The organism is Candidatus Hydrothermales bacterium, assembly GCA_039630235.1.
Taxonomy (GTDB): Bacteria; Hydrothermota; Hydrothermia; order Hydrothermales; family JAJRUZ01; genus JBCNVI01.
Map to the genome: position 1 here is coordinate 45,675 of JBCNVI010000008.1, position 21,853 is coordinate 67,527.

General features: G+C 30.9%; 20 protein-coding genes. 10 read left to right on the top strand and 10 right to left on the bottom strand.

All coding sequences use genetic code 11. The features are described 5' to 3' along the window. The first annotated feature begins 2 nt into the window (after positions 1 to 2). Genes ABDH49_07640 through ABDH49_07665 form a run of 6 tightly spaced genes read left to right on the top strand, consistent with a single transcriptional unit; the run spans position 3 to position 8,262 of the window. A complete protein-coding gene (locus tag ABDH49_07640) occupies positions 3 to 3,326 on the top strand; it encodes a hypothetical protein (protein ID MEN3046831.1) in 3,324 nt (1,107 codons plus the stop codon). Positions 3,327 to 3,334: 8 nt separating this feature from the next. Then, complete coding sequence (locus ABDH49_07645; GenBank protein MEN3046832.1) at positions 3,335 to 4,393, top strand: tetratricopeptide repeat protein; 1,059 nt, start codon at positions 3,335 to 3,337, stop codon at positions 4,391 to 4,393. Between the two features lie 6 nt (positions 4,394 to 4,399). Continuing rightward, on the top strand, positions 4,400 to 4,885 hold the full coding sequence (locus ABDH49_07650) for a chemotaxis protein CheD (GenBank protein ID MEN3046833.1): 486 nt from the start codon (positions 4,400 to 4,402) through the stop codon (positions 4,883 to 4,885). Beyond that, complete coding sequence (locus tag ABDH49_07655) at positions 4,872 to 5,897, top strand: chemotaxis response regulator protein-glutamate methylesterase (protein ID MEN3046834.1); 1,026 nt, start codon at positions 4,872 to 4,874, stop codon at positions 5,895 to 5,897. Before ABDH49_07650 ends, ABDH49_07655 begins: the two co-directional genes overlap by 14 nt. Next, positions 5,894 to 6,754 (top strand): DUF58 domain-containing protein, encoded by an 861-nt coding sequence (locus ABDH49_07660; protein ID MEN3046835.1) that lies wholly within the window; start codon positions 5,894 to 5,896, stop codon positions 6,752 to 6,754. Before ABDH49_07655 ends, ABDH49_07660 begins: the two co-directional genes overlap by 4 nt. After that, positions 6,751 to 8,262, top strand: coding sequence for a BatA domain-containing protein (locus tag ABDH49_07665; GenBank protein ID MEN3046836.1), 1,512 nt, complete (start codon positions 6,751 to 6,753; stop codon positions 8,260 to 8,262). The genes ABDH49_07660 and ABDH49_07665 overlap by 4 nt, the downstream gene beginning before the upstream one ends. Positions 8,263 to 8,265: 3 nt before the next feature. Here the strand turns inward: ABDH49_07665 and ABDH49_07670 are convergent, their stop codons facing one another. Genes ABDH49_07670 through ABDH49_07715 form a run of 10 tightly spaced genes read right to left on the bottom strand, consistent with a single transcriptional unit; the run spans position 8,266 to position 17,665 of the window. Then, positions 8,266 to 9,594 (bottom strand): acetyl ornithine aminotransferase family protein, encoded by a 1,329-nt coding sequence (locus ABDH49_07670; GenBank protein ID MEN3046837.1) that lies wholly within the window; start codon positions 9,592 to 9,594, stop codon positions 8,266 to 8,268. Between the two features lie 22 nt (positions 9,595 to 9,616). Then, positions 9,617 to 10,396, bottom strand: coding sequence for a regulatory iron-sulfur-containing complex subunit RicT (ricT, locus tag ABDH49_07675; GenBank protein MEN3046838.1), 780 nt, complete (start codon positions 10,394 to 10,396; stop codon positions 9,617 to 9,619). After that, positions 10,393 to 11,505, bottom strand: coding sequence for a glycine cleavage system aminomethyltransferase GcvT (gcvT, locus tag ABDH49_07680; GenBank protein MEN3046839.1), 1,113 nt, complete (start codon positions 11,503 to 11,505; stop codon positions 10,393 to 10,395). The genes ricT and gcvT overlap by 4 nt, the downstream gene beginning before the upstream one ends. Next, positions 11,487 to 12,092: a hypothetical protein gene (locus tag ABDH49_07685; GenBank protein MEN3046840.1), complete on the bottom strand. Its 606-nt coding sequence runs from the start codon at positions 12,090 to 12,092 to the stop codon at positions 11,487 to 11,489. The genes gcvT and ABDH49_07685 overlap by 19 nt, the downstream gene beginning before the upstream one ends. Continuing rightward, positions 12,052 to 13,728 (bottom strand): methyl-accepting chemotaxis protein, encoded by a 1,677-nt coding sequence (locus ABDH49_07690; protein ID MEN3046841.1) that lies wholly within the window; start codon positions 13,726 to 13,728, stop codon positions 12,052 to 12,054. Before ABDH49_07690 ends, ABDH49_07685 begins: the two co-directional genes overlap by 41 nt. Next, on the bottom strand, positions 13,725 to 14,729 hold the full coding sequence (gene ruvB / locus ABDH49_07695) for a Holliday junction branch migration DNA helicase RuvB (GenBank protein ID MEN3046842.1): 1,005 nt from the start codon (positions 14,727 to 14,729) through the stop codon (positions 13,725 to 13,727). Before ruvB ends, ABDH49_07690 begins: the two co-directional genes overlap by 4 nt. Next, positions 14,726 to 15,340 (bottom strand): hypothetical protein, encoded by a 615-nt coding sequence (locus ABDH49_07700; GenBank protein ID MEN3046843.1) that lies wholly within the window; start codon positions 15,338 to 15,340, stop codon positions 14,726 to 14,728. Before ABDH49_07700 ends, ruvB begins: the two co-directional genes overlap by 4 nt. Then, positions 15,340 to 16,050, bottom strand: a complete 711-nt coding sequence (locus tag ABDH49_07705; protein ID MEN3046844.1) for a hypothetical protein — start codon at positions 16,048 to 16,050, stop codon at positions 15,340 to 15,342. Before ABDH49_07705 ends, ABDH49_07700 begins: the two co-directional genes overlap by 1 nt. Beyond that, positions 16,047 to 16,895, bottom strand: coding sequence for a DUF4388 domain-containing protein (locus ABDH49_07710; GenBank protein MEN3046845.1), 849 nt, complete (start codon positions 16,893 to 16,895; stop codon positions 16,047 to 16,049). The genes ABDH49_07705 and ABDH49_07710 overlap by 4 nt, the downstream gene beginning before the upstream one ends. A 32-nt stretch (positions 16,896 to 16,927) precedes the next feature. Next, positions 16,928 to 17,665, bottom strand: coding sequence for a ribonuclease Z (locus tag ABDH49_07715; protein MEN3046846.1), 738 nt, complete (start codon positions 17,663 to 17,665; stop codon positions 16,928 to 16,930). 37 nt (positions 17,666 to 17,702) lie between these two features. Here ABDH49_07715 and ABDH49_07720 point away from each other — a divergent pair, with 37 nt between their 5' ends. The 4 genes from ABDH49_07720 to ABDH49_07735 are packed head-to-tail and all read left to right on the top strand — an operon-like array spanning position 17,703 to position 21,827. Next, positions 17,703 to 18,722: a GntG family PLP-dependent aldolase gene (locus ABDH49_07720; GenBank protein MEN3046847.1), complete on the top strand. Its 1,020-nt coding sequence runs from the start codon at positions 17,703 to 17,705 to the stop codon at positions 18,720 to 18,722. A gap of 2 nt (positions 18,723 to 18,724) precedes the next feature. Further along, positions 18,725 to 20,059 (top strand): amidophosphoribosyltransferase, encoded by a 1,335-nt coding sequence (locus tag ABDH49_07725; protein ID MEN3046848.1) that lies wholly within the window; start codon positions 18,725 to 18,727, stop codon positions 20,057 to 20,059. Beyond that, entirely contained in the window at positions 20,056 to 20,784 is a 729-nt protein-coding gene (kdsB, locus tag ABDH49_07730; GenBank protein ID MEN3046849.1) for a 3-deoxy-manno-octulosonate cytidylyltransferase, read from the top strand. The genes ABDH49_07725 and kdsB overlap by 4 nt, the downstream gene beginning before the upstream one ends. Next, positions 20,781 to 21,827, top strand: a complete 1,047-nt coding sequence (locus ABDH49_07735) for a radical SAM protein (GenBank protein ID MEN3046850.1) — start codon at positions 20,781 to 20,783, stop codon at positions 21,825 to 21,827. Before kdsB ends, ABDH49_07735 begins: the two co-directional genes overlap by 4 nt. Positions 21,828 to 21,853: the final 26 nt, after the last annotated feature.

Genomic DNA, 21,853 nt, shown 5'->3' on the forward strand with positions numbered 1-21,853 from the left:
GGATGTTCCCGATTTTTGCCTTAGATCCAAAAAAAACTTTTGAGGAAGCAAAAAAGTTAAGAGATGAGGGTAAATGGGAAAGGGCCTATTCTCTTTGTAAAAGAGCTTTAAAAACTTCTCCAAAAGATCCTGATCTTCTTGAAATAAGTGCTGAACTATCTACTTTGCTAAAAAATTATCAAGAGGCTTTTGGTCACTTTGTAATGTTAAAAAATTTCCCAGATAGAAAAAAAAGAATTTTGGAACTATTTATTCAATATTTTGGTGGAGACGAAAAAGATAAAATTCTTTTAAGAGAACAAGTTATTTTAGAGTTAATTTCTGAAGGAAGTTTCGAAAAATTAGAAAATCTTTTTCCTCTTATTCCAGAGAGAGAGAAAAAACATTTTTTTGAAAAACATTTAGGAAAAGAAGAGCTTTCCTCACAGCTTTTTGTCTATTTCATTTTGTTTTTTTCTAAAAATTATATTGAAGCATCACTTAAATTTGTTGATATATATAGAAAATACAAAGAGCAGAGCAATTTTTTAAGAAAAGAAATAATAAGATTACAAAATGTGGGATTTACTCGTAAATATGCGAGTTTTATTAATTTTTTAATATCCTATTCGCAGGGAAATGAGACTGAGGCATTAGAATACATAGAGGATCTTCTTGAAGATGGAAGCTTTTCCCGATACATTTATAGTGAATTTGAGAAAAGACCTCCAGAAAATCCTCAGTTAAAACTTTTATTCTCTGAGCTTCTCATATCAAAAGGAGAGAGAAAAAAAGGGCTTTTAGTTTTAAAAAGCATTCTTTCACAAAAAGAGGCTATAGATCTTAACTATGCAAGTGAAATTATTAAAGAAGTAAAAAAAGAAGATTTAGATGAGGAAGAAGCAGCGATTTATTCAGAAATACTAAGAGAACTTGGAAAAACAGAGGAAGCAGCAGAGTTTTTAAAAAGGGGAATAAAAACTATAGATGGTATTAAAACACTCAGAGAATCTCTCCTAAGGTCTTTTTCACCGAGAGCTTTCAGAATTTTATTAGAGATTGATGAGGAAAAAATTGATGAAAATTTAAATTTTCTTTACAAAAATAGTCCAGATTATCTAAACGATAGAGAAGTTTTAAATGTTTTAAAGGATTTCTGTGAAGAAAAAAGGATAAGATCGAGCTTTTTTCTTTTTTCATTAGCATCTTCTTTGATAAGAAACGGAGAATATAAAAGTGGAATAACGATTTTCAGATACCTTTTGAGAAAAGAATTTGAAAGTCAGCTTATTTTAAGAGAATTCCTAAGAAAAAAAGAGGATTTACGTAATCTTAGAGAAGGATTAATTCTATTAGCAGAAATATACATGATGGAGAAAAACGAAAAAATTTTTAGCATAGTGAAAGAACTCATAGAGAAATTTCGGGATTCTGCAGATTATGCTCTTCTTATTCTTGACGAGCTCGGAGAAAGATATATAGAATGGAATGACAGAATAATTGATTTTTTAAATAGAGAGAAAGAAAAGTTTTCAAAAAAGTATTTAGTTGTAGAGGGGCTTTCTTTTATAAGAAGTTCAAGATTGAAGGACGGGGTTTTTAAACTATATGAAGCCTATAAGGAGGGCAATAAATTTGTATATGGAATTGTTGAAAAATTTTATAAGGAAGAAATTCCAGAATTTAATTTTTTAAGGGGAATTTTGCTCCTTGAACTTGAAAAATTTGACGAATCCTATAAATATCTTAAAAATATAATTAAAGAAAAAAGTTTTCTGAAAGAAATTGCTAAGACCTTAACAGAAAAGATTAAAAAGAAAAAAAATTCTTACCTAATTTTTCTTTACCTTAATTTACTTTTAACTTGGAATAAACTTGAAGAGGCGGAAAAATTTTTATCGCTTTTGAAAAGTGAAGCAAAAGATGAAAAGATGTTGGGAGATATTATTTCATTTGAGTCAATCGTACTTTACCATAAAGGAGAAATTAATAAGGCAAAAGAACTGATTAAAACCCTTTTAAGGGAAAAAAGAAAATTTGATCCAATTTTTTTATATGAATTTTTGAAAGAGAAAGAAGAACAAGATAAATCACCATTTATTTACCAAACCCTTGGATCTCTTGCAATTTTACTTAATAAACCTCTTGAAGCAACAAGATACTACTTTTTACTTGCGATAAATTCTCCTCAGCTTATAAGTAAAATAAAGGACATATATTTAACCGTTGAAACAAAATTTCCTTACTTTCCTGAGATTGATTTATATAAGTTAGCCCTAAGAGTACTAGAGGGAAAGGAAAACAAAATCTCGCTTTTGAAATTTCTTGAAGAAAACCCGGAACTAAAAGAAGAGTTTAAGTTCTTCTTAAAGATTTTCCCTGAAACACAAACTGATCCTTATCTACTTTTCCTTCTCGCTAAACTAAAATATGAAGATGGTTTAACTTTTGAAGAGGAAATTATTAAAAGTTACGAAATTGCCCTTAAGGAAAGACTTTATGAGCTAATCGAAAGCTTAAGAGAATACTCTTATGAGAAAATTAAAAGGGACGAAGCAGAAAAAGAACTTTTATTTTATATATTAAAGAGGGACAGAAAAGAATTTACTAAATTCTTTAGACTTCTTAAAGATAAGGGGTTTATTCAAAAATACGAGTTAGAGTCTTTAGAAATAATGAGAGATGCCTTTGTTAAAGGAGAAAGGGAAAAAGAGTTTTTACTTACTTACGCAGACTTTTTAGCTGATAGAAACGACAAAAGTTCAATTTATTTATATAACGAAATTTTAGATAGATATCCAGAAGAAATTGAGAAAAGAAAAAGTAAATGGGAGAAATTTATACCAGAGGGGATAAACATTTCTTTAAATTTAGCGATTAAATTTAAAGATACAAATAGACTAAAAGAGGAGATTAAAAAAATTTTAACTTTTAATCTTTTGGGAACCTTTTATGGCATAATTAAAGAAATAGTTAAAATTTTTGATTATGAGAAAGAGCTTTTTGAAACTTTAAGAATTTGTGCAGAAAAGGTGAAAGATATTGAAACTGAAATCTATCTTTTAAAAGAACTATCTTATAAAGAAAAGAAAATTGAATACTTTAAGGCCTTGATAGAAAGGCTTTTAGAATTAAAAAGTAAAGAAATATCTAGTATTTGGAAAGATTTTATATACTGTATAGTAGAAAACAAAAAGTTCGATATTCTCAATGAGTTATGGGAGAAACATTTTAAAAAAGAATACACTCAAGTTAACTACATGGAGAATATTTTTCTTAGAGATCCAAGAAGATTTTTTAAAGAAAAAGTAAAAAGAAACTTTCCATTACCTATAAAGGAACCTTAAAATTAAGAATGGAAAAAAAGGAGAGAATTTGTCCTTTTCTATCAAACACGGTATGGGTAAAAAGTGAAGATGGAACTGAAAATTACATTTTGAAAAAAGTGCCCTGTCAGAAAGATGAATGCTTCTTATATAGAGAAAATAGATGCGGTATAGTAGGGGACTATGATTTCTCTAAAATAAAAGAAGGAATCTTAGAGTACATATTTAATTTTAACGAAAATATAAAGGCAGTATATGACCTTTTAAAAGAAGTATCAGAGAAAAGTATATTTAAAATTGAGAATATGGATATTAGGATTCTAGAATTTAAAAGTTCCTTAGAAGAATCGATAAAAACTAGTCTAGAGGAAAGAAAACTATTTTTTGAAGAGTTAAAAAGAGAAAGAAATGAATTTATTAAAAATTTTGAGACAGCGTTGGAAAAAATTCTCTCTTCAGAAAAGGAAAAAATAGAGAATTTAATAAACGATTTTGAGAATAAAATTAAAAGACTCTTTGAAAATTTTGATAGAGAAAGGGAGGTGCTTAGTGATCTTATTTTAAAATTAAAAGAACTTAGCGAATCTTTCACTGTGTATAAGAAAGAGATAGAAGAGGTTATAAAAAGAGAACGAGAATTGAGAAAATTTGAAAATGCAAAATTTTTATATCTTAAAGGTGAATTTGATGAGGCCGAAAAAATACTAAGAGAGATTTTAAAAACATCAGAACTAGACGATACTGAGTTACTTTTAGGCTTAACTCTTATTGGGAAAAAAAATTTTGAAGAAGCTGAAATATTCTTAAAGAAATATATGGAAAAACACCCAGAAGTTCCTGAGGTTTTATCAGGATTGGGTAGAATTCTACTTGAAAGAGGTGAGTATGAAAATGCACTAGTTTTACTTGAGAAAGCAAAGGACAAAGCTCCCCAATCAGAAGATATTCTTTATATTTATGGCTTAGCGCTTACAAGAATCGGAGATTTAGAGGAAGCAAAAAGAGTTTTTGAGAGAGTAATTGAAATAAATCCTTATTTTGAGCCTGCAAGAGAAGCTATCAGGAAGTATATAGACCCGCTTTACTAAAAAAAAGTGGAAATTGAAATTTTTGTTGGAATAGGTGAGGGAAGAGTTTTAAAAGGAGATGGAATTCTCAAGGCGATAGGTATAGGTTCGTGTATAGTAATTATTCTCTTTGATGAACAGAATAAAATTGGTGGATTAGTCCATGCAATGTTACCATCGCCAAAAAGGCCAGAAGATAATGTTCCTACTTATAGGTATGTCACAAGAGCAATACCGCAGATGCTAAAGGAAATGGAACATATGGGAGCAAAAAAGGAAAACATTGAAGCTTACATAGTTGGAGGAGCTACAATATTTGAATCTCCGATACTGTCTTCTCCTTGGTCAATTGGCTCAAGAAACGTACTTGAAGCAAGAAATATTCTCACAAGACTTATGATAAAAATTGTCAAAGAAGAAGTAGGAGGATCTGAGGGTAGGTCGGTTTTTTTTAACGTAAAAGAAGGTAAAATCATAGTAAAAAAAAGAGAAAAGGAAATTGTCCTCAGATAAAATTAAAGTTCTTATCGTAGACGACTCTTATTTAATGAGAGTACTTTTAAATGATCTTTTATCAAGCTATAAAGACATTGAAGTTGTTGGAACAGCAAAAAACGGAGAGGAAGCATTAAAACTTGTAAAGAAACTAAAACCCGATGTGGTTACCCTAGATTATGAAATGCCTGGTTTAAATGGACTCGAAGTTCTTGAGAGAATTATGCGCGATAATCCTACCCCGTGCATAATGCTTTCAGCCTACACAAAAGAGGGTGCAGAAATAACTTTAAAGGCACTTTCAAAGGGAGCTTTTGATTTTATACCAAAACCCTCAGGTTCAATCTCTCTTGATATTGAAAAAATAAAAACTGAACTTTATGAGAAGATCAAACTAGCAAAAGAAGTTAACATAGAAGTTTTAAAATATAAGTATAGAAAAATAGAGTTAAGAAAAAAAGTTGGTGAAAAGAAAATAGAGGCCATTGGTATAGTCTCTTCAACTGGTGGACCCCCAGTAATTGAATTTATATTTAAAAGTATTCCAAATTTAGACATTCCTATATTTATTGTACAACATATGCCCAAAAGTTTCATTCCCCTATTTGCTGAGAGACTAAAAAAATTAACAGGTAAAAAAATTGTTGAAGCTAAGGATAAGGAAATTGTTAGGGGTGGTTACATTTATATAGCCCCAGGTGGAATCCACATGGCTTTAAGAAAAATAGAAGACAAAGTAATGATTAATCTAGTGGATGAGGAGCCAAAATGGGGAGTAAAACCTAGTGGGGATTATATTCTTTCATCAATTGCTGAGATTTATGGAGAAAACTCTCTTGCAATAATTTTGACCGGTATGGGTAAAGACGGATCTGAAGGTGCCAAAAAAATAAAAAGTAAAGGAGGTATTATTATTTCACAAAACAGGGAAACCTCAGTTATATACGGAATGCCAGCAGCTGTTAAGGATATTTCAGATTTTATTCTATCACCTGAAGAGATAGTCAAGAAGATCCAGGAGCTTGCATGAGAGAAGAATTAAAAAGAGTTGAAGGATTAAAAAAACTTAGACTTAAGATAAAGGCAATTTTAGAGGGAACCTTACTTGGAACTCATAAGAGTCCACTACATGGCTTTTCATCAGAATTTGTAGAACATAGAGGTTACTCCCCAGGTGATGATATAAGGATGATTGATTGGAAGGTTTTTGCTAGAAAAGAAAGATTTTATACAAAAAAATTTTCTGAGGAAACAAATTCAAATATTTACTTTTTACTTGACTCTTCAAAATCAATGGATTTTGGAAATCCATCTAAATTTGAATACGCAAAGGTTTTAATTGGCTCTTTGTCCTTTATATTTTATCTACAAAGAGACTCGCCCTCCCTATATGTTTTTTCAGATAATCAAAAATTATTCATACCACCATCTACAAAAAGGGCAAATCTTGAAAAGATTTTAGATACTCTTGAAGATTTAAAACCCGGGGGCAAAACAGAGTCAAAGGATTTTTTTCTCTATCTATCTCAGATAATTAAAAAGAAAAGCATAACATTTTTATTTACGGATTATTATCATAAACCGAATGATTTTATTATGGGTTTAAAATTTTTAAGATCAAAGGGTAATAAAGTTTATTCAGTAAGACTTATATGTAATGAAGATTATAATTTACCCAAAAATCCACCTTTTATACTTATTGATCTTGAAACCCATAAAGAGATAGCGGTTAATGAAAAAAATTTGTGGGATGAATTTAAGAAAAAACTGACTGAATTCGATAAAAATCTCTATGAAACAATTGTAAAATCAGGTATTAAAAATTTGGTAATTAATATCAATGAATCTTATGAAAAAAATCTTATAATGATTCTAAGATCTCTATGATTTTTTTAAAACCTCTTTTTCTTTTAGCTCTACCTTTGGCTTTAATTCCCGTAATAATTCATCTTATTTTTCCTCACAAAAAACTAAAACTTTTTTATCCATGGACTGAAATTTTTGAAAGGGAAAAAGAGATAAAAAAGAGAAAAAGATTAAAAGACACTCTTATCCTTGTTACAAGGGTGCTTGCTATTTTTTTTATAATTCTATCATTTTCAGAACCAACTATAAAATCAAAGTATGGACACTTTAACCATCTTATTTATTTTGAACATCCCTTTTGGACAAGAAAATTAAAAAATTTTAATGTTAAAAAAATTCCCTTTTCTAAATTTGACTCACTTACTAGTGACAATAGTTTAAAAAGTCTATTTATTCTAGGTCCTATACCTGACACTTTTAAAGAAAAAATTCTAGATATTGATAAAAAGATTTACGTGATAGGATCTCAAGAGATAAAAAATTTAAAAATTACAGACATAAAAAAAATCTCAGAAGAAATTATTATTACGGTTCAATCAGATTTCGATACAAAGAGTATACCAATTGAAATTTTCCATGAAAAAAACTTAATACTAAGAGAAGAAAAAAACATAGTTAGGGGAAAAAATACGTTTAGATATAAAATAAGCGACAAATTAAATCCCTTACTTATAAGATTAGATATAAAAGATGGTTATCCTGATGATAACGAAAGATTTTTCTATAACGAAAAGGAAAAGGGAGTTAATTTTGAAATCTATGGAAAAAACAAATTTATAACGGCTCTATCTGAAGTAATAAAAAAAGGAGAAGATAAAATCTATTTAGTAACAGACTTAAAAAATTTTAAAAATATTGAAAAATTGACAGAAAGAAAAAGATATTTTATTTTATTTCCCGATACCCTAACTGAAGAATTAAAGCTTTTGTTAACAAAGAAGGGATTTAAAATTAATGGTTATCTTAATAACGCTTATTCAAATGATGGAAAATTAAATTTCAGAAAAATTCTTTTAATTTCTGGTGAAAAAAACTTTAAAACTGATAATTTTAATTATAATATTTTTTCCATATGCGAGAATATTGCTCTTGCAAGTTTTTATCCATCCGAAGAAAATACAAATTTTATCTATTTCCCAGATTTCGTAAGGCTATTTATAGAAGTTATTCAATTTTTTCTTTCAAATAAAATTGTAATTCATGAGAGCACTGTAATTGAATTAAATTTAAAAGAAAAATTTTTCTCACTTTATAACTATAAGGGAGAAAAAATTTACGACCTTAAGACAGAAAAAAATTTTATTTTAAAACCTCTCACAAGAGGAATTTACTTTTTAAAAAATGAAAAAGAAATTATTATAGAAGTAAATCCAAAAATTTTACCCAACATACTAAAACTTGAAAATATAAAGCCTAATCTTATTTTTATAAAAAATGAAAGTGAGCTTTATTCGATAAATTTAAGGAAAACTTTACTTCTTCTTTCCTTTATTATGATAACTTTTGAAATTATACTTTGTCTTCTTTAGATTTTACTTTTCCTCCAACACCCTTTTTATCACCTTCTTTAGTATTTCAAGTCCTATAAACATCTCTTCTTCTTTTATTATTAAGGGAGGACAAATTCTAATTACATTCTCACCTGCAGGTAAAATTAATAAACCCTCTTTAAAACATTCTTGGATTATTTTATCCCTTTTTTCCTTATCCTTGTTTAAACTTTTTTTATCAGACACAATCTCAATTCCTATCATCAATCCTTTTCCTCTTACATCACCTACAATTTCAAATTCGTCCTTCCACTTCATAATTTCATTTAAAGCCTTTTCTCCTAAGGTTTTCACGTGATCCAAGAGACCATTTTCAAGTTTTTTTATTACTTTCAAAGCTACCTCACAGGATACTGGATTTCCCCCAAAAGTAGAGGCGTGAGTACCAGGAGGCCAGTTCATAATGCCACTTTTTGCAATAGTGGCTCCAAGAGGAAAACCTGCAGCAATCCCTTTAGCAAGAGTTATAATGTCCGGAATAACATCGTAGTGCTCTATTGCAAAAAATTTGCCTGTTCTTCCCATTCCACTCTGTACCTCGTCAACAATCAATAGGATATCGTACTTATCAAGTAATCTCTTTAATTCTATAAAATAACCAGGGGGAGCTGGAATATATCCACCTTCACCTTGAATTGGCTCAATAATAAAGGCCGCTACTTCTTCAGGATCTACCAGTCTTGAAAATATATTTTCTTCAATAAATTTTATACAGGCAAAGTTACAGTTAGGATAATTAAGATTTACAGGACATCTAAAGCAGTAAGGATAGGGGGCATGCATAGTGCCGTAAAAAAGTGTAAAAAATCTTTTTCTATGAATGGTTTTACTAGCTGTAGCCGAAAGTGCGCCCATTGTTCTTCCGTGAAAACCTCCATAAAAAGCTACAATATAGGGCCTGTTTGTATGGTACCTTGCGAGTTTAATTGCTGCCTCTACCGATTCTGCCCCTGAATTGGAGAAAAATATCTTTCTATTTTTTGCCCCCGGAGCTATCTCAGCAAGTTTCTCAGCAAGTTTTATTTCTGAAGGATAATAAAAATCTGTGCCAGAATAGTGGATAAGTTTTTTTATTTGATTAACCGCACATTCTATAACCTCAGGATGTGAATGTCCAAGCGTCAAAACAGCAACTCCTGCATTAAAATCTAAAAATTTGTTACCGTCAACATCATAGACATAAACTCCCTCGCCTTTTTCTACTACAAGAGGATATACTCTTGTATAAGAGGGCGAAATATACTTTTTATCTTTACTCAACCACCTTTTAGCTTTTCTTCCCGGTAAAGGACCGTTTATTTTGGGTTCCATTTTTTCCCTCCTGTTTTAAATTCTATTCGACTTTAACCCATTCCTCCGAACCATCCTCATAACAAAGCTTGCACTCTCTCTTAAAGACATTTATATCTAAAACTTTACCTTTGCCTTTATTTGTAACCACAACATTACCCACTTCCGGTAATCCTTTCGATAATTCCTCATAAACGGCAAGTTCAAAACGCAAACAACACAAAAGTCTTTCACAAATCCCAGTTAAATTTTCAGGAGCAGTAAATATATACTGTTTTCTCGCCATATCAATGGTTATCGAAGGTATCTCTTTAAGCCAAGTTTCACAACAAATTATCCTTCCACAGAAGCCTAAGCCCCCTAATTCTCGTGCATAGTCCCTTGTTCCTTTTTGTCTAAATTCAGTTTGTAGATGTAACTTTCTAGCAATTATAGGAGCTACTTTTGACAAATCATATCTTTTATCTGCAGTAAAAGTAAATCTTATAAGTCCCTTTTCTTTATCAAGCTCAACATCAACAATTCTTATATCATCAATTCCATGGTTATACAAAACTTCATAGGCTATATTTTTAAAAAGTTTTATTAACTCTCCCTCATCACAGGGTGTAATTTTTTTTATAGTAAATTTGGATGGTCTATTTGATATCCCCCTTACTTTAACTATTAAGGGCTTTTCTTCATTTTCCACTTCAATAATAGCAAATTTTAAATTTTTATCTATTTCCTGATCCTCTGGGATTTTAAATCTCGCAAGTGGTCCCCCTATTATAGATACCTCCAGTGACCTTATACTTTTATCACCCCTAACAAAAAATTTCATTTTCTAAGGGAGGTATTTTTTATAAATGGCAAAGTCTCTTTTTTATATTCTATCTCTTTTTCCCTTATTTTCAGGGTGAAACTATCAAGTTTTAAATACTCGTATTTTACATAAGCTAAGGCAATACTTTTATCTAATAAATACGAATAACCACCTGAAGTAACATAACCAATTTTCTCATTCTTATAAAATACTTCTACCCCTGTTCTCGGAATAGCCCTTTTCTCATCTGACGCAAGACCTATAAGCTTTTTTTCTATTTTCCCTCCCAGTTGTTCTGATAACACTTCTTTCCCCAGAATTTTTTCCTTGTCGATTTTAACAAATTTTTCTAACCCAGCTTCAACAGGAGTTACCTCTTCCGTTAGTTCGTTGCCGTAAAGGGGGTATCCCATTTCAAGCCTTAAAATGTCTCTTGCACCAAGTCCAGCCAGCTTCAGGTTAAACTTTGATCCTCTTCTAAATAGATCATTCATGAAATCTAGGGCAATTTTTTTATCACCATATATTTCAAAACCATCTTCACCTGTATAACCAGTTCTTGAAACAATTAGTCTATTCCCCATATAGTCTAATTCAATAAAAGTATAATATTTAACACCAGAAAAGGACCTATCAAAAAACTCTTCCATAAATGGCTGGGATCTTGGACCTTGGATCGCCACCTGGAAAATTTCATCAGATTTATCTTCTATATAGACATCCTTAAAGCTTTTACTCATTTCTATCATATACCCAAGATCTTTGAATCTATTAACAGCATTCACAACACAAAGATACTTATCCTCCAATTTGTAAATTAAAAGATCATCGACACAAGTCCCCTTTTCTGTCAGTAAAATAGAGTACTGCACTTTTCCATATGTAAGTTTTGATGGATCGTTAGAACTAATAAAAGATAAAAAGGAAAGAGCATCACTCCCTCCTACATAAATTTCTCCCATATGAGAAACATCAAAGATTGATACACTCCTTCTTGTATGAAGTGACTCCTTTATAATACCCTCATACTGAAGTGGCATTTCATACCCCGCGAAGTTAATCATCTTTGCATTATGTTCTATATGAAATTGATATAAGGGTGTCCTCTTTATTTTTTTCTCCTCCATATTTTATTTCCCTTTTTTATTATTAAAGGAAGATTCTTAGGCTCAAGAACCATTATTAAAGAATCCTCCTTTTTTTCAAACAAACCTTTAAAATTTTTTATCTCTATATTTTCTATCTTGACCTTCATCCCATCTTCTAAAGCACTTGTTTTTAATCTTCTTTCATAATAAAAAAACAATGTATCATTTCCAAGAACATAAAAATCTTTAAAAATAAAACTTTTAAATTCTCCTTTTATTGGAAATATGTCTAAAAAAAATACTATAAATTCATCAATCTGCAAATCCTCTAAACCATATTCAACTTTTCTTAACTCATATAAAATATTCTTATCCTTTCTTAGTAACTTAATCTCATCAAGAAAAATAAATTTCTTAAATTCACCTTCTGAAGTTATTGTATCCTTAACTAGGTAAACAAATCCACTTTCTCCACTCTCACTTATATACTCAGCATTGGCATAAAAATTATAATATTCAGAATAAAAGTCTTTTAAAATTTCCTTTTTACAAGAAAAAAAACTTAACAAAAAAACAAAAAATACTCTAAACTTTAAACTTACCCAGAAGTTCTCTAATTCCATCACCGAGTTTTCCAAGTTCAGAAACAGTTGCCGTAATTTCTTCCATTGCAGCAAGCTGCTCCTCCATACTAGCTGCAATCTGTTGTGAAGAAACTGAGACAGTTTCAGCCATTTCACCTACTTTATCCATAAATTTTGCCAATTTTTCTATTTCCTCTCTCCCCTTTTGTGAAAGTTTTGCAACTTTACTTGTACGATCCATTGTTTCTTCAGTTTGATCAGCAATTTTTTTCATTTGAGATACAGCCTCCAAAATAATTTCCTTTGAACTTAAAAGCGAATCGTTAACCCTTTTCATTGCAACTAATGTTTCCTGCATACCCTGATTTATATTCTCAACAATTTCTTGAATCTTTATTGAGGAACTTCTTGAATCTTCTGAAAGTTTTCTTATCTCTTGTGCCACTATTGCAAAACCCTTTCCATATTCCCCTGCTCTTGCTGCTTCTATGTAAGCATTTAGAGATAAAAGGTTGGCTCTTTTCATAAAAACTTGAATGCTTTCTGTTATTTCACTTACACCCCTAAGCATTTGAGAAAGACCAACAACATTTTCCCTTAAAGATGAAATTTCCCTTTGCATCTCTGATAATTTTTGCATTACCAGTTCAGAAATTTCTCTTCCCTTTATTGCAAGGTTTAAAGCTTCTCTTTCAAGATTCTCCATCTCTCTTGATTCCTCTGAAGTTGATAAAGAAAGTTCTAATATTTCTTTTACAGACTTTGAGGCATCAATAACCCTAGAGGCAGTTTCAGAAGCTAAAAGAGCCATTTTTTGAACTGTTCCGGTTACTTCATTAGACGAAGCAGTTAGCTCCTCTGTAGCACTTGAAATATCCTCAGAAAAACTCTTTATCTTCTCTGAAATTTCTACGGTTTTTATTACATTACTTTTTAATTTTTCTAAAAACTCATTGAAAAATTCTGCCATTTCACTAAACTCATCTCTTCTATTCAATTTAATTTTTCTCGTTAAATCCACCCCCCCTTCAGCTATTTCCTTTAATTTATTCTTAAATACGTTTATGGGATTAATAAGCAAATTAGAAAATAGAATCGAAATTACTCCTCCAATAACAAAAAATATAACTGAAAAAAACAAAGCTATCGAAAATGCTCTCTTTTGCAAATCTAAAATTTCCTTTTTACTATGTATAATTCTTAAGAAACCTATTGGAGCTTCTTTATCATCTGAAATTATTGGGTAAACAATGTCAAAATAATCACTTGTCTCTCCATATATATTTTTTTCCTCCTTTCGATGACAAGTTAAACAATCACTATAAGGAATACCTTCTATATGAGTCCTTTTCATCTCAGTTCCAAATTCATAAAACTTTTTTAAGGTATCCCCTGAGTAAATCCCAATGTATATAATATTCTCATTTTTAAAAAATTCTCTTATTAAATCTTTTATAAGTAATGAATCCTCAAATAAAATAGCCTGTTTTACCCTGTCACTTGCAACATTAAAAAGATAATACGTTGATCTTACTATATTGTCCCTTAATGTATTCTTTATATAAAGAATAAAAAAAAGGGGAAAAGAAGCTATAATGATAAAAGTATAGGGGAAAAAGAAAAAAAAGAGCCTAGCTCTAAACCCGTAAAAGAGACTTTTTAAAACTTTATCTTTCATTCTTTAAAAATAGATTTTCTCTTCATATCTAAATGTTTTATAGCCTTTAATGTTATCCTTCTTCCCCTAGGTGTTCTCTCAATAAGTCCCTCTCTCAAAAGATAAGGCTCGTATACCTCTTCAATTGTACCCATATCTTCTCCAATTGCTAAAGAGAGTGTTTTAAGTCCAACAGGTCCACCGTTAAACTTTTCGTAAATCATGTAGAGGATTTTTTTGTCCATTTCATTTAATCCAAGATCATCCACCTCTAATTTTTCAAGAGCATACCTTGTAATTTCAAGGTCAATTTTATTTTTTGACTTATAATCTGCAAAATCTCTAACTCTCTTTAATAGTCTATTTACTATTCTAGGTGTACCCCTACCTCTTTTTGCAATTTCAAAAGCTGCATCATCCTCAATTTTTATATTCAAAATCCTACTAGACCTTTTCACTATCTCTTTTAACTCATAAATATCATAGTAATCAATTCTTATGTGGATTCCAAACCTTGATTGTATTGGTCCTGTCAAAAGTCCAAGTCTTGTGGTCGCTCCAACAAGTGTAAAAGGTGGTATTTTAATTTTTATTGGTTTTGCATGTGGTCCCTTATCTACCATTATTTCAATTTCAAAATTCTCCATAGCAGAATAAAGATACTCCTCAACACTTCTTGGTAACCTATGAATTTCATCAATAAACAAAACATCTCCCTTTTTTAAATTCGTTAAAACAGATACAAGATCAAAGGGTTTCTCAATGATAGGTCCTGAAAGAGTTTTTATGTTGCTTCCCATTTCTTTAGCGATTATATAAGAAAGTGTTGTTTTACCAAGCCCAGGCGGACCCGTAAATATTACATGATCTAAGGACTCTTTCCTCTTCTTTGCAGCTTGAATAAAAACTCTCAAATTTTCCTTTATTTTATCTTTACCTATAAATTCATCGAAACTATTTGGCCTTAATAGCTCATTTAAAGAGATATCCTCTTGGGTTAAAAAAGGATTTAAAATTTTCATTCTAACAACTTCGATATTTCACTCAACATTTCTTTAGCTTTTGTCGGTCCTACAATCATTTGAGCTGATTCTTCAATTTTTTTCACAAATCTCTTAAAAATCCTCTGTGTACAATTTTTTTTATCTATTCTCATCTCTTTCAAAACATTTTCAAAGACCATTTCACCAAAAACTGAAAGATGTCTCACAGTTATTTCAAAGACTTTATCAAAAGTTGCTTCATCAACTATTTTTTCGGCAACCTCTTCCCTTTTTATAACCTCTTCTATTACAACTTTTTCTCTTTTAAGCTCTTCTTTTTCCTCTACTTTTACCTCTTTTATTTCTTCCTCCTTAAAAAGCTCCTTAAGTTTCTCATCAAGTTCTTTCTCTACTTTTTCGATATCTACTGAGGCCTCCCCCAGGATAACTAAAATTTTTTCTCCCCTTTTTCTAATAAATACAAGAAGTTCGCTGTTAAAAAAAACTTTTAGATTATCGATAGGAAGCCCTGAAAAATCCCAAGCCTCCTTAAGAGCAACTATAATTCTTTTATATTCCTCCTTTATCTCCCCTTTGAGTAAAGTTAAATTCCCTCTCTCAAGGATTGTTGCAAATTTTAAATTTTCCATTATATTAATTTTAATTTTTCAGCAACTTTCTTTACCTTTTTTCTTGCCTCATCAATGCCATATTTTGAAACCGCCATTTTCCATATTATATCAATTGAGGATCTAAAGGCTCTATTTATCTCCTCTTCAGTTAGACTAATCTTAAAGGGCAAACTTATCTTAAGTTCCCTTTCACCTAATGAAATTAAATTTGCAAGTTCAGGCGATGAATCTTTTATTTTAGCTAAAGAAACTTTTAGCCACCTTTCTTCATCACCTGGAGCAAACTCCTTTATAAGCTCATTAATCTGCTCAATTTTACTAAGGGCTAACTTTTCTAAAGGAGTAGGAATATACTCCTTAATTTCCTCCTCTTCCACTTTAACTTCTTTAACCTTTTCTTCAACTTCAACAGGTCTAAACTCCATTAAAATTTTTCTTACTTTATCTCTATCAATTTCCTCTCCCAAAACCCCTGCAAGGATGTTCTCCTTCATGAAAAGATTAATTTTTTCTCCTGTTTTAAGCTCAATCTCTATGAAATCAAACTTATCCTTACCTATGTTTTTTTTTAAAATAAGCCTTATAGTTGAACCTAAAAGAAGTATACCCTCTTCAAAAAGCTCTACTTTTCCATCCTTTTCTATTACCTCCTCTTTAATTAAATCACATAAAACTATACCCTCTATATTTCTAACTTCACTTTTTAATTTCTCTATTAATCCCCTCATAACTTCTTCTTAATTACTTCAATCTTTTTTTCTGCCAGTACCTTACCGTAAATTTCCTCTAATTTTGACCTTAAAGTCTCCTCTAAAGACCTTTTTATCTCTTCAACATCCTTAAAGGAAAGATTTAAACTTTCAGGCAAACTAAATTCCTTTCCAAAAATTATTGAATTTCCCACCGTTGGATTTGTTTTCTTTAAATTTTCAATTATAAATTCACCAAGCTTTTTTATTTCAGTTTCAACCTCACCTGATAATTCTTTTAGCCATTCATTCAAAAATCTAATAAGACCTTCTTTTGCCTTTTCACTTTCTTTCGGATCAACGATTAACCCCTTTTCGCTTAAATAAGCAAGACTTTTAAAACTTTCAAGTAAACCAAGTCCACTTGACTCTATTACTTCTCTTAAATTTTTCTTTCCATCTATAAGTGTTAAAATCTTCCAGTCTGTTTTCCGTAAAGTTAGCTCTGAAGGGGGCTTATCAGTCTTTACCATTACCGTATCAAGAGAAGGCAGCTTTTCCCTTAACCCTCTTATTTCAAAGCTTCTCCTTTCTATTTCATCTTTTAAAACCGTAAAAGGCGCTGAAACCGTTCTTCTTTCAGAGATTACAGAGGGATAAAAAGTTAACTTCCCCTCCACAAATTGTGCCATCTCATAAATTGCATCAATACCTTCTAAGTTACCAAATGTTGAATGAACACATCTGCCCTCAAAAACGTATATTTCACCCTTTTTATTTTTAATTTCTATCTCTATCTTACCTGTCTTTTTAAACCTATCCATTAACTGTAAAATTTCACTAACCGAAAAATATTTTAAATCACATTCAAGACCCTTCTCCATATCTTAAGAATATGTAAAAATAACGCTAAAAATCAAATTAATATTTCAGAATACTTTTTAGGAATAAAAACTTTCCTATTTATTAAATGTCTAACTATAGCACTTCTTTTCATAACAGGATATATATGAACTAAATAAGTTTGAGAAGGCTTAATATCCTCCAATAGTTTTATTAGCTTCTGAGGATTTAGATGGTTTTTTACATCAATCGGTAATGAACACTCTGTTATTAAAATATCAATCTTCTTCAAAACTTTTTTGTAATCTTTATCATATCCTGTATCACCCGTATAGCATATTCGCTTTTTACCCGAATAAATTATATAACCAATGCTTTCTCTCCTATGATTTGTCTTAAAAGTTTTTATTTTAATGTCCTTAAAATTCATAGGCTTATTAAGAGGTAATTCCTTTATTACAAGCTTATAGCTTGTTGGCTCGAGCTGACCCTTAAAAGTTTTAAAGAGTCTTCCTATAAAATTTTTAGTACCTCTAGGACCCATAATGTAAAAAGTTTTTTTCCTTGGATTAGCCTCATATCTAAAAGCAAAAAGGAGTGGTACAATTCCAATAACATGATCAACATGAAAATGAGTTAGAAAAACAGCATCTATATCATTTATATCAATATTTTTCTCTATAAGACTTTTCATTATACCTTCTCCAAAATCAAAAACTACTTTACTTTTATCACTTTCAACATAAATTGCAGTCGGATAGTTATTTTTTTGAGGAATCCCTGTTCCTGTCCCAAGAAACACTATTCTCATTTATTTATAATAAAAGATTACCTTATCATTTTTAAATATGCCAAAGATCATCGATTTGAGAAGTGATACCGTAACAAAACCAACCCCTGAAATGTATGAGGCAATGTTAAAGGCCCCTTTAGGTGATGATGTTCTTGGAGACGACCCTACAGTTAAGGAACTTGAGGAACTTGCAGCAAAAAAGACAGGCTTTGAGGCAGCCCTTTTTGTTCCATCAGGAACTATGGGAAATGCTATAGCAGTTAAAGTATGGGCAAAAGAAGGATCTGAAATTATTGTAGAAGAAATGTCTCATATTTATAACTTTGAAGTAGCTCACCTTGCCGAAATCTCAAGAGTTTTACCAAGACCACTTAAAAGCAAAAAGGGCTTCATTGATCCAGATGAAATTAGAAAAAACATAAAAAAGGAGCGACTCCACGTCTCAGGCACCTCTTTAATCTGTCTTGAAAACACTCATAACTACTGGGGAGGAAAAGTTTTAACCCCTGATTACTTAAAAGAGGTTAAAGAAATAGCGGATTATTACAATATACCAATTCATCTTGATGGTGCAAGAATCTTCAATGCTGCTAAATTTTTAAAAATTGATGTAAAAGAATTAACTAGATACGCAGACTCTTTAATGTTTTGCCTTTCAAAAGGTCTATCATGTCCTGTGGGATCTATATTATGCTCCTCAAAAGAATTTATCGAAAAAGCAAGAAGAGTTAGAAAAATGCTCGGAGGAGGAATGAGACAAGTAGGAATTCTTGCTGCCTGTGGAATAGTTGCTTTAAACAAAATGATAGATAGACTTGAAGAAGACCATCAAAAAGCAAAAAAATTAGCTTTAGGACTTCATTCTATACCATGGATAAAAATTGATTTAGAAGATGTAGAAACAAATATTGTAATAATAGAAGTAAAAAGAGATGAAGAAGAAATATGTAATATGCTGAAAGAAAGAGGCATACTTGCTCTTCCCTTTGGAAAAGGAAGGATAAGGTTTGTTACTCACAAGGATGTAGATTTCTCAGATATAGACTATGTTGTTGAGGTAATGAAGAAAATTTAGCTATGTGTGGGATAATAGGATATCTCGAAAAGGAAAGAAGAAGGGATCTAGGCGAAATTGCCTACGTTTCTCTCGAAATGCTTCAACATAGAGGGCAAGATGCAGCAGGTATATACACTTTTGAGGGAAGGCTTATAAAAGGTCAAGGAACTGTAGATCAGGTATTTAGTAGTGAAGTAATAAAAAGTATCGAAGGAAGAGGCTTTATTGGTCAAACAAGATACCCTACAACAAAAACAAAAAGAGAGGCTCAACCTGTAGCTTACGAATCTTTATGTATGGTTCATAACGGTCATATTAAAAATGTTTCTGAAATCTTGGAAAAATTTGGGAACCCTGGTTTTGAAACAGAAATAGATATAATAGCCTTCTTTTCTATATACCAAAAAAGTAAAAAACTTGAAAAATTTGCGGAAGAATCACTCTCAAACTTAAAGGGTGGGTATTCACTTCTTGGAATTATAAAAGATAAACTTCTATTTGCCCTTAGGGATCCTTATGGCATAAGACCACTTTTTTACTCTTTTGATGAGAACAGAGTATCTATTTCCTCTGAAACAATTGCTCTTGAAAAACTTGGCTTTAAAGATTTTATAGAAGTTGAAAGAGGTTCACTTTTAATTGTAGATAGTGATTTAAATATAAAAATAAGAAAAATTTTTACAAAGGAGTATAAATTCTGTTCCTTTGAAATTGTTTATTTTTCGAGAACAACCTCAAAGTTTAAGGGTAGACAGATTTTTGAATACAGAGAAGAATTGGGAAGGGTATTGTGTGATATTTTCCTTAAAAATCATAAAAACTTTGATTTTAAGGATACAGTAATTTCACCAGTTCCTGAAACTTCAAGAGCAGCTGCAGAAGGGTTTTTCAAAAGGTTAAAAGAAAGGGGAATTGAAATTCCTCTTGTTGACGTACTTGAAAAACATAGATACGGCGGAAGAAACTTTATAAAACCATCAGAAGAAATAAGAAGAAGACAAGTCTTCTATACTTTAACTCCAATTGAAAAAAACTTAAAACAAAAAAAAATAATATTAATCGATGATAGCATAGTCAGGGGAACAACACTTTCAAGAATGGTTAAAATACTCAGAGAAAAGGGGGCAAAAGAAATTCATCTCTGCATTACCTATCCACCAATAAGATACTCCTGTTTCTACGGAATTGATACACCAACAAGAGAGGAACTTATAGCCGCCTTTAAAGATGAAAAGGAAGTAGCAAAGGAGATTGGAGCAGATTCTTTAACTTACATGACCTTAGATGGACTTAAGGAAGTTTTGGGAGAGGAAATATGTTATGCCTGTCATGACGGTAGTTACATAAACATATGAAGTTAATAATCGCCATACCATCAAGATATGGTTCGAAGAGATTTGAGGGCAAACCACTTGCCCTAATCAAAAATAAACCACTAATTGAGCTAGTCTATCTTAGGGCAAAAAAAGTTAAAGATAAGTTAAAAAACTCCTTAGAAAATGTTGATATTGTAATAGCAACTGATGATGAAAGAATAAAAGAAAAGTGTCTCTCCTTTGATGCTAAAGTAATAATGACAGATAGTAATTTACCTTCAGGAACCGATAGGATATACCATGCAACGAAAGATATGGAATACGATTATATCGTAAATCTTCAGGGCGATGAACCTCTAATTTTTGAGGGCGATCTTATAAGACTTATTGAAGAAACAATAAAACATAAGTATCCCTGTGCGACCTTAGTTTATAAAGCAAAAGAAAATGTAGAAAATACTGACGTCGTTAAGGTGGTGATTGATAAAGAAAAAAGAGCCCTCTATTTTTCAAGATCAAAAATTCCCTTTGGAAGAGATAGTGAACCGGAATTTTATCTTAAGCACATAGGAGTTTATATATATAAAAGAGAGATTTTAGAGAAATTTGTAAGTCTAGGAGAAAGTTATCTTGAAAAAATAGAAAAACTTGAGCAGCTGAGGCTACTTGAAAATGGAATACCGATTTATTGCATTTTTGCAGAAAAAGACACAATTTCAGTAGATAGAAAAGAGGATATACCCTTAATAGAAAAATACCTATGAAGTGTAAAATTTGTAACAAAGACTTCGATTACCTTACAAGAATTTTAAGGATTTGCAAAAGTTGTCTTATTGAGAATTTTGAAAACATAAAGGAAGAGCTTATTTCTATTCATAGGTTAACAAGGGAAAAATTTGAACTAACTTTTCCAACTGGTGAAGGTGAAATTAAGTGTAAGTTTTGTGCAAGAGAATGTCCACTTTCAGAAAATGAAAGGGGATTCTGTGGGCTTAGAGAATATAGAAATAAAAAATTTATAAACTACTCTAATGATAATTACGGTTTTTTCCAGTTTTACTACGATCCACTTCCAACAAACTGTGTAGCAGATTGGATTTGTAAAGGGCACACTGCCTATGGAAAGTATAATCTTGCAGTCTTTTACGAGACTTGTTCTTTAAATTGCCTTTACTGTCAAAATTATCACTTTAGATATAGAAAACCGTGGAAAGAAAAGGCTCACTCATATGTGGAGTTATTAAGGGCACTCAATCCTGTTGTCTTTTGCGTTTGTTTTTTTGGTGGTGACCCTACAACACAGGCTATCCACTCTATAAAATTCTCTGAGGAAGCGATCAAAATGGGCAAAGTTATATGTTATGAGTCAAACGGAATGTGGAACAAAAATTTACTTTTAAAAATTTTAGAAATTGTAAAGGAAAGTGGAGGAATTTTAAAGTTTGACATAAAGGCCTATTCAAAAGAAGTATATTTTGCACTGACAGGATATGATGGTAAAAAAGTTTTTGAAAATTTAGAGCTAGCTGTAAATTATCTTGGTGACCTATCATCAAAACACTTATGTGCTTCGACCCTTATGGTTCCAGGTTATATAGATGAGTATGAAATTTCAGGTATCTGCGAATTTATATCAAAGTTAAATCCGTCAATACCCTACGCTCTACTTGCTTTTGCACCCCATTTTGAAATGAGTGATGCAAGGCGAAACTATAAGAGTGAAGCTTATAGGTTCTATGAAATAGTAAAGAGTAAAGGACTAAAAAACGTAAGAATAGGAAACTTTTTCCTACTTTTAGAAAAATAATAAATTTTCAGGAATCTTGTTGGTTT

What these genes read in the sequence shown, in the direction of transcription:
- ABDH49_07690 (MEN3046841.1), bottom strand. Translation starts at nt 13,728, where the DNA reads ATGAAAGATAAAGTTTTAAAAAGTCTCTTTTACGGGTTTAGAGCTAGG.
- ABDH49_07710 (MEN3046845.1), bottom strand. Translation starts at nt 16,895, where the DNA reads ATGGAGAAGGGTCTTGAATGTGATTTAAAATATTTTTCGGTTAGTGAA.
- ABDH49_07715 (MEN3046846.1), bottom strand. Translation starts at nt 17,665, where the DNA reads ATGAGAATAGTGTTTCTTGGGACAGGAACAGGGATTCCTCAAAAAAAT.
- gcvT (MEN3046839.1), bottom strand. Translation starts at nt 11,505, where the DNA reads ATGGAGGAGAAAAAAATAAAGAGGACACCCTTATATCAATTTCATATA.
- ricT (MEN3046838.1), bottom strand. Translation starts at nt 10,396, where the DNA reads ATGAAATTTTTTGTTAGGGGTGATAAAAGTATAAGGTCACTGGAGGTA.
- ABDH49_07725 (MEN3046848.1), top strand. Translation starts at nt 18,725, where the DNA reads ATGTGTGGGATAATAGGATATCTCGAAAAGGAAAGAAGAAGGGATCTA.
- ABDH49_07700 (MEN3046843.1), bottom strand. Translation starts at nt 15,340, where the DNA reads ATGGAAAATTTAAAATTTGCAACAATCCTTGAGAGAGGGAATTTAACT.
- ruvB (MEN3046842.1), bottom strand. Translation starts at nt 14,729, where the DNA reads ATGAAAATTTTAAATCCTTTTTTAACCCAAGAGGATATCTCTTTAAAT.
- ABDH49_07645 (MEN3046832.1), top strand. Translation starts at nt 3,335, where the DNA reads ATGGAAAAAAAGGAGAGAATTTGTCCTTTTCTATCAAACACGGTATGG.
- ABDH49_07665 (MEN3046836.1), top strand. Translation starts at nt 6,751, where the DNA reads ATGATTTTTTTAAAACCTCTTTTTCTTTTAGCTCTACCTTTGGCTTTA.
- ABDH49_07735 (MEN3046850.1), top strand. Translation starts at nt 20,781, where the DNA reads ATGAAGTGTAAAATTTGTAACAAAGACTTCGATTACCTTACAAGAATT.
- ABDH49_07720 (MEN3046847.1), top strand. Translation starts at nt 17,703, where the DNA reads ATGCCAAAGATCATCGATTTGAGAAGTGATACCGTAACAAAACCAACC.
- kdsB (MEN3046849.1), top strand. Translation starts at nt 20,056, where the DNA reads ATGAAGTTAATAATCGCCATACCATCAAGATATGGTTCGAAGAGATTT.
- ABDH49_07660 (MEN3046835.1), top strand. Translation starts at nt 5,894, where the DNA reads ATGAGAGAAGAATTAAAAAGAGTTGAAGGATTAAAAAAACTTAGACTT.
- ABDH49_07640 (MEN3046831.1), top strand. Translation starts at nt 3, where the DNA reads ATGTTCCCGATTTTTGCCTTAGATCCAAAAAAAACTTTTGAGGAAGCA.
- ABDH49_07705 (MEN3046844.1), bottom strand. Translation starts at nt 16,050, where the DNA reads ATGAGGGGATTAATAGAGAAATTAAAAAGTGAAGTTAGAAATATAGAG.
- ABDH49_07670 (MEN3046837.1), bottom strand. Translation starts at nt 9,594, where the DNA reads ATGGAACCCAAAATAAACGGTCCTTTACCGGGAAGAAAAGCTAAAAGG.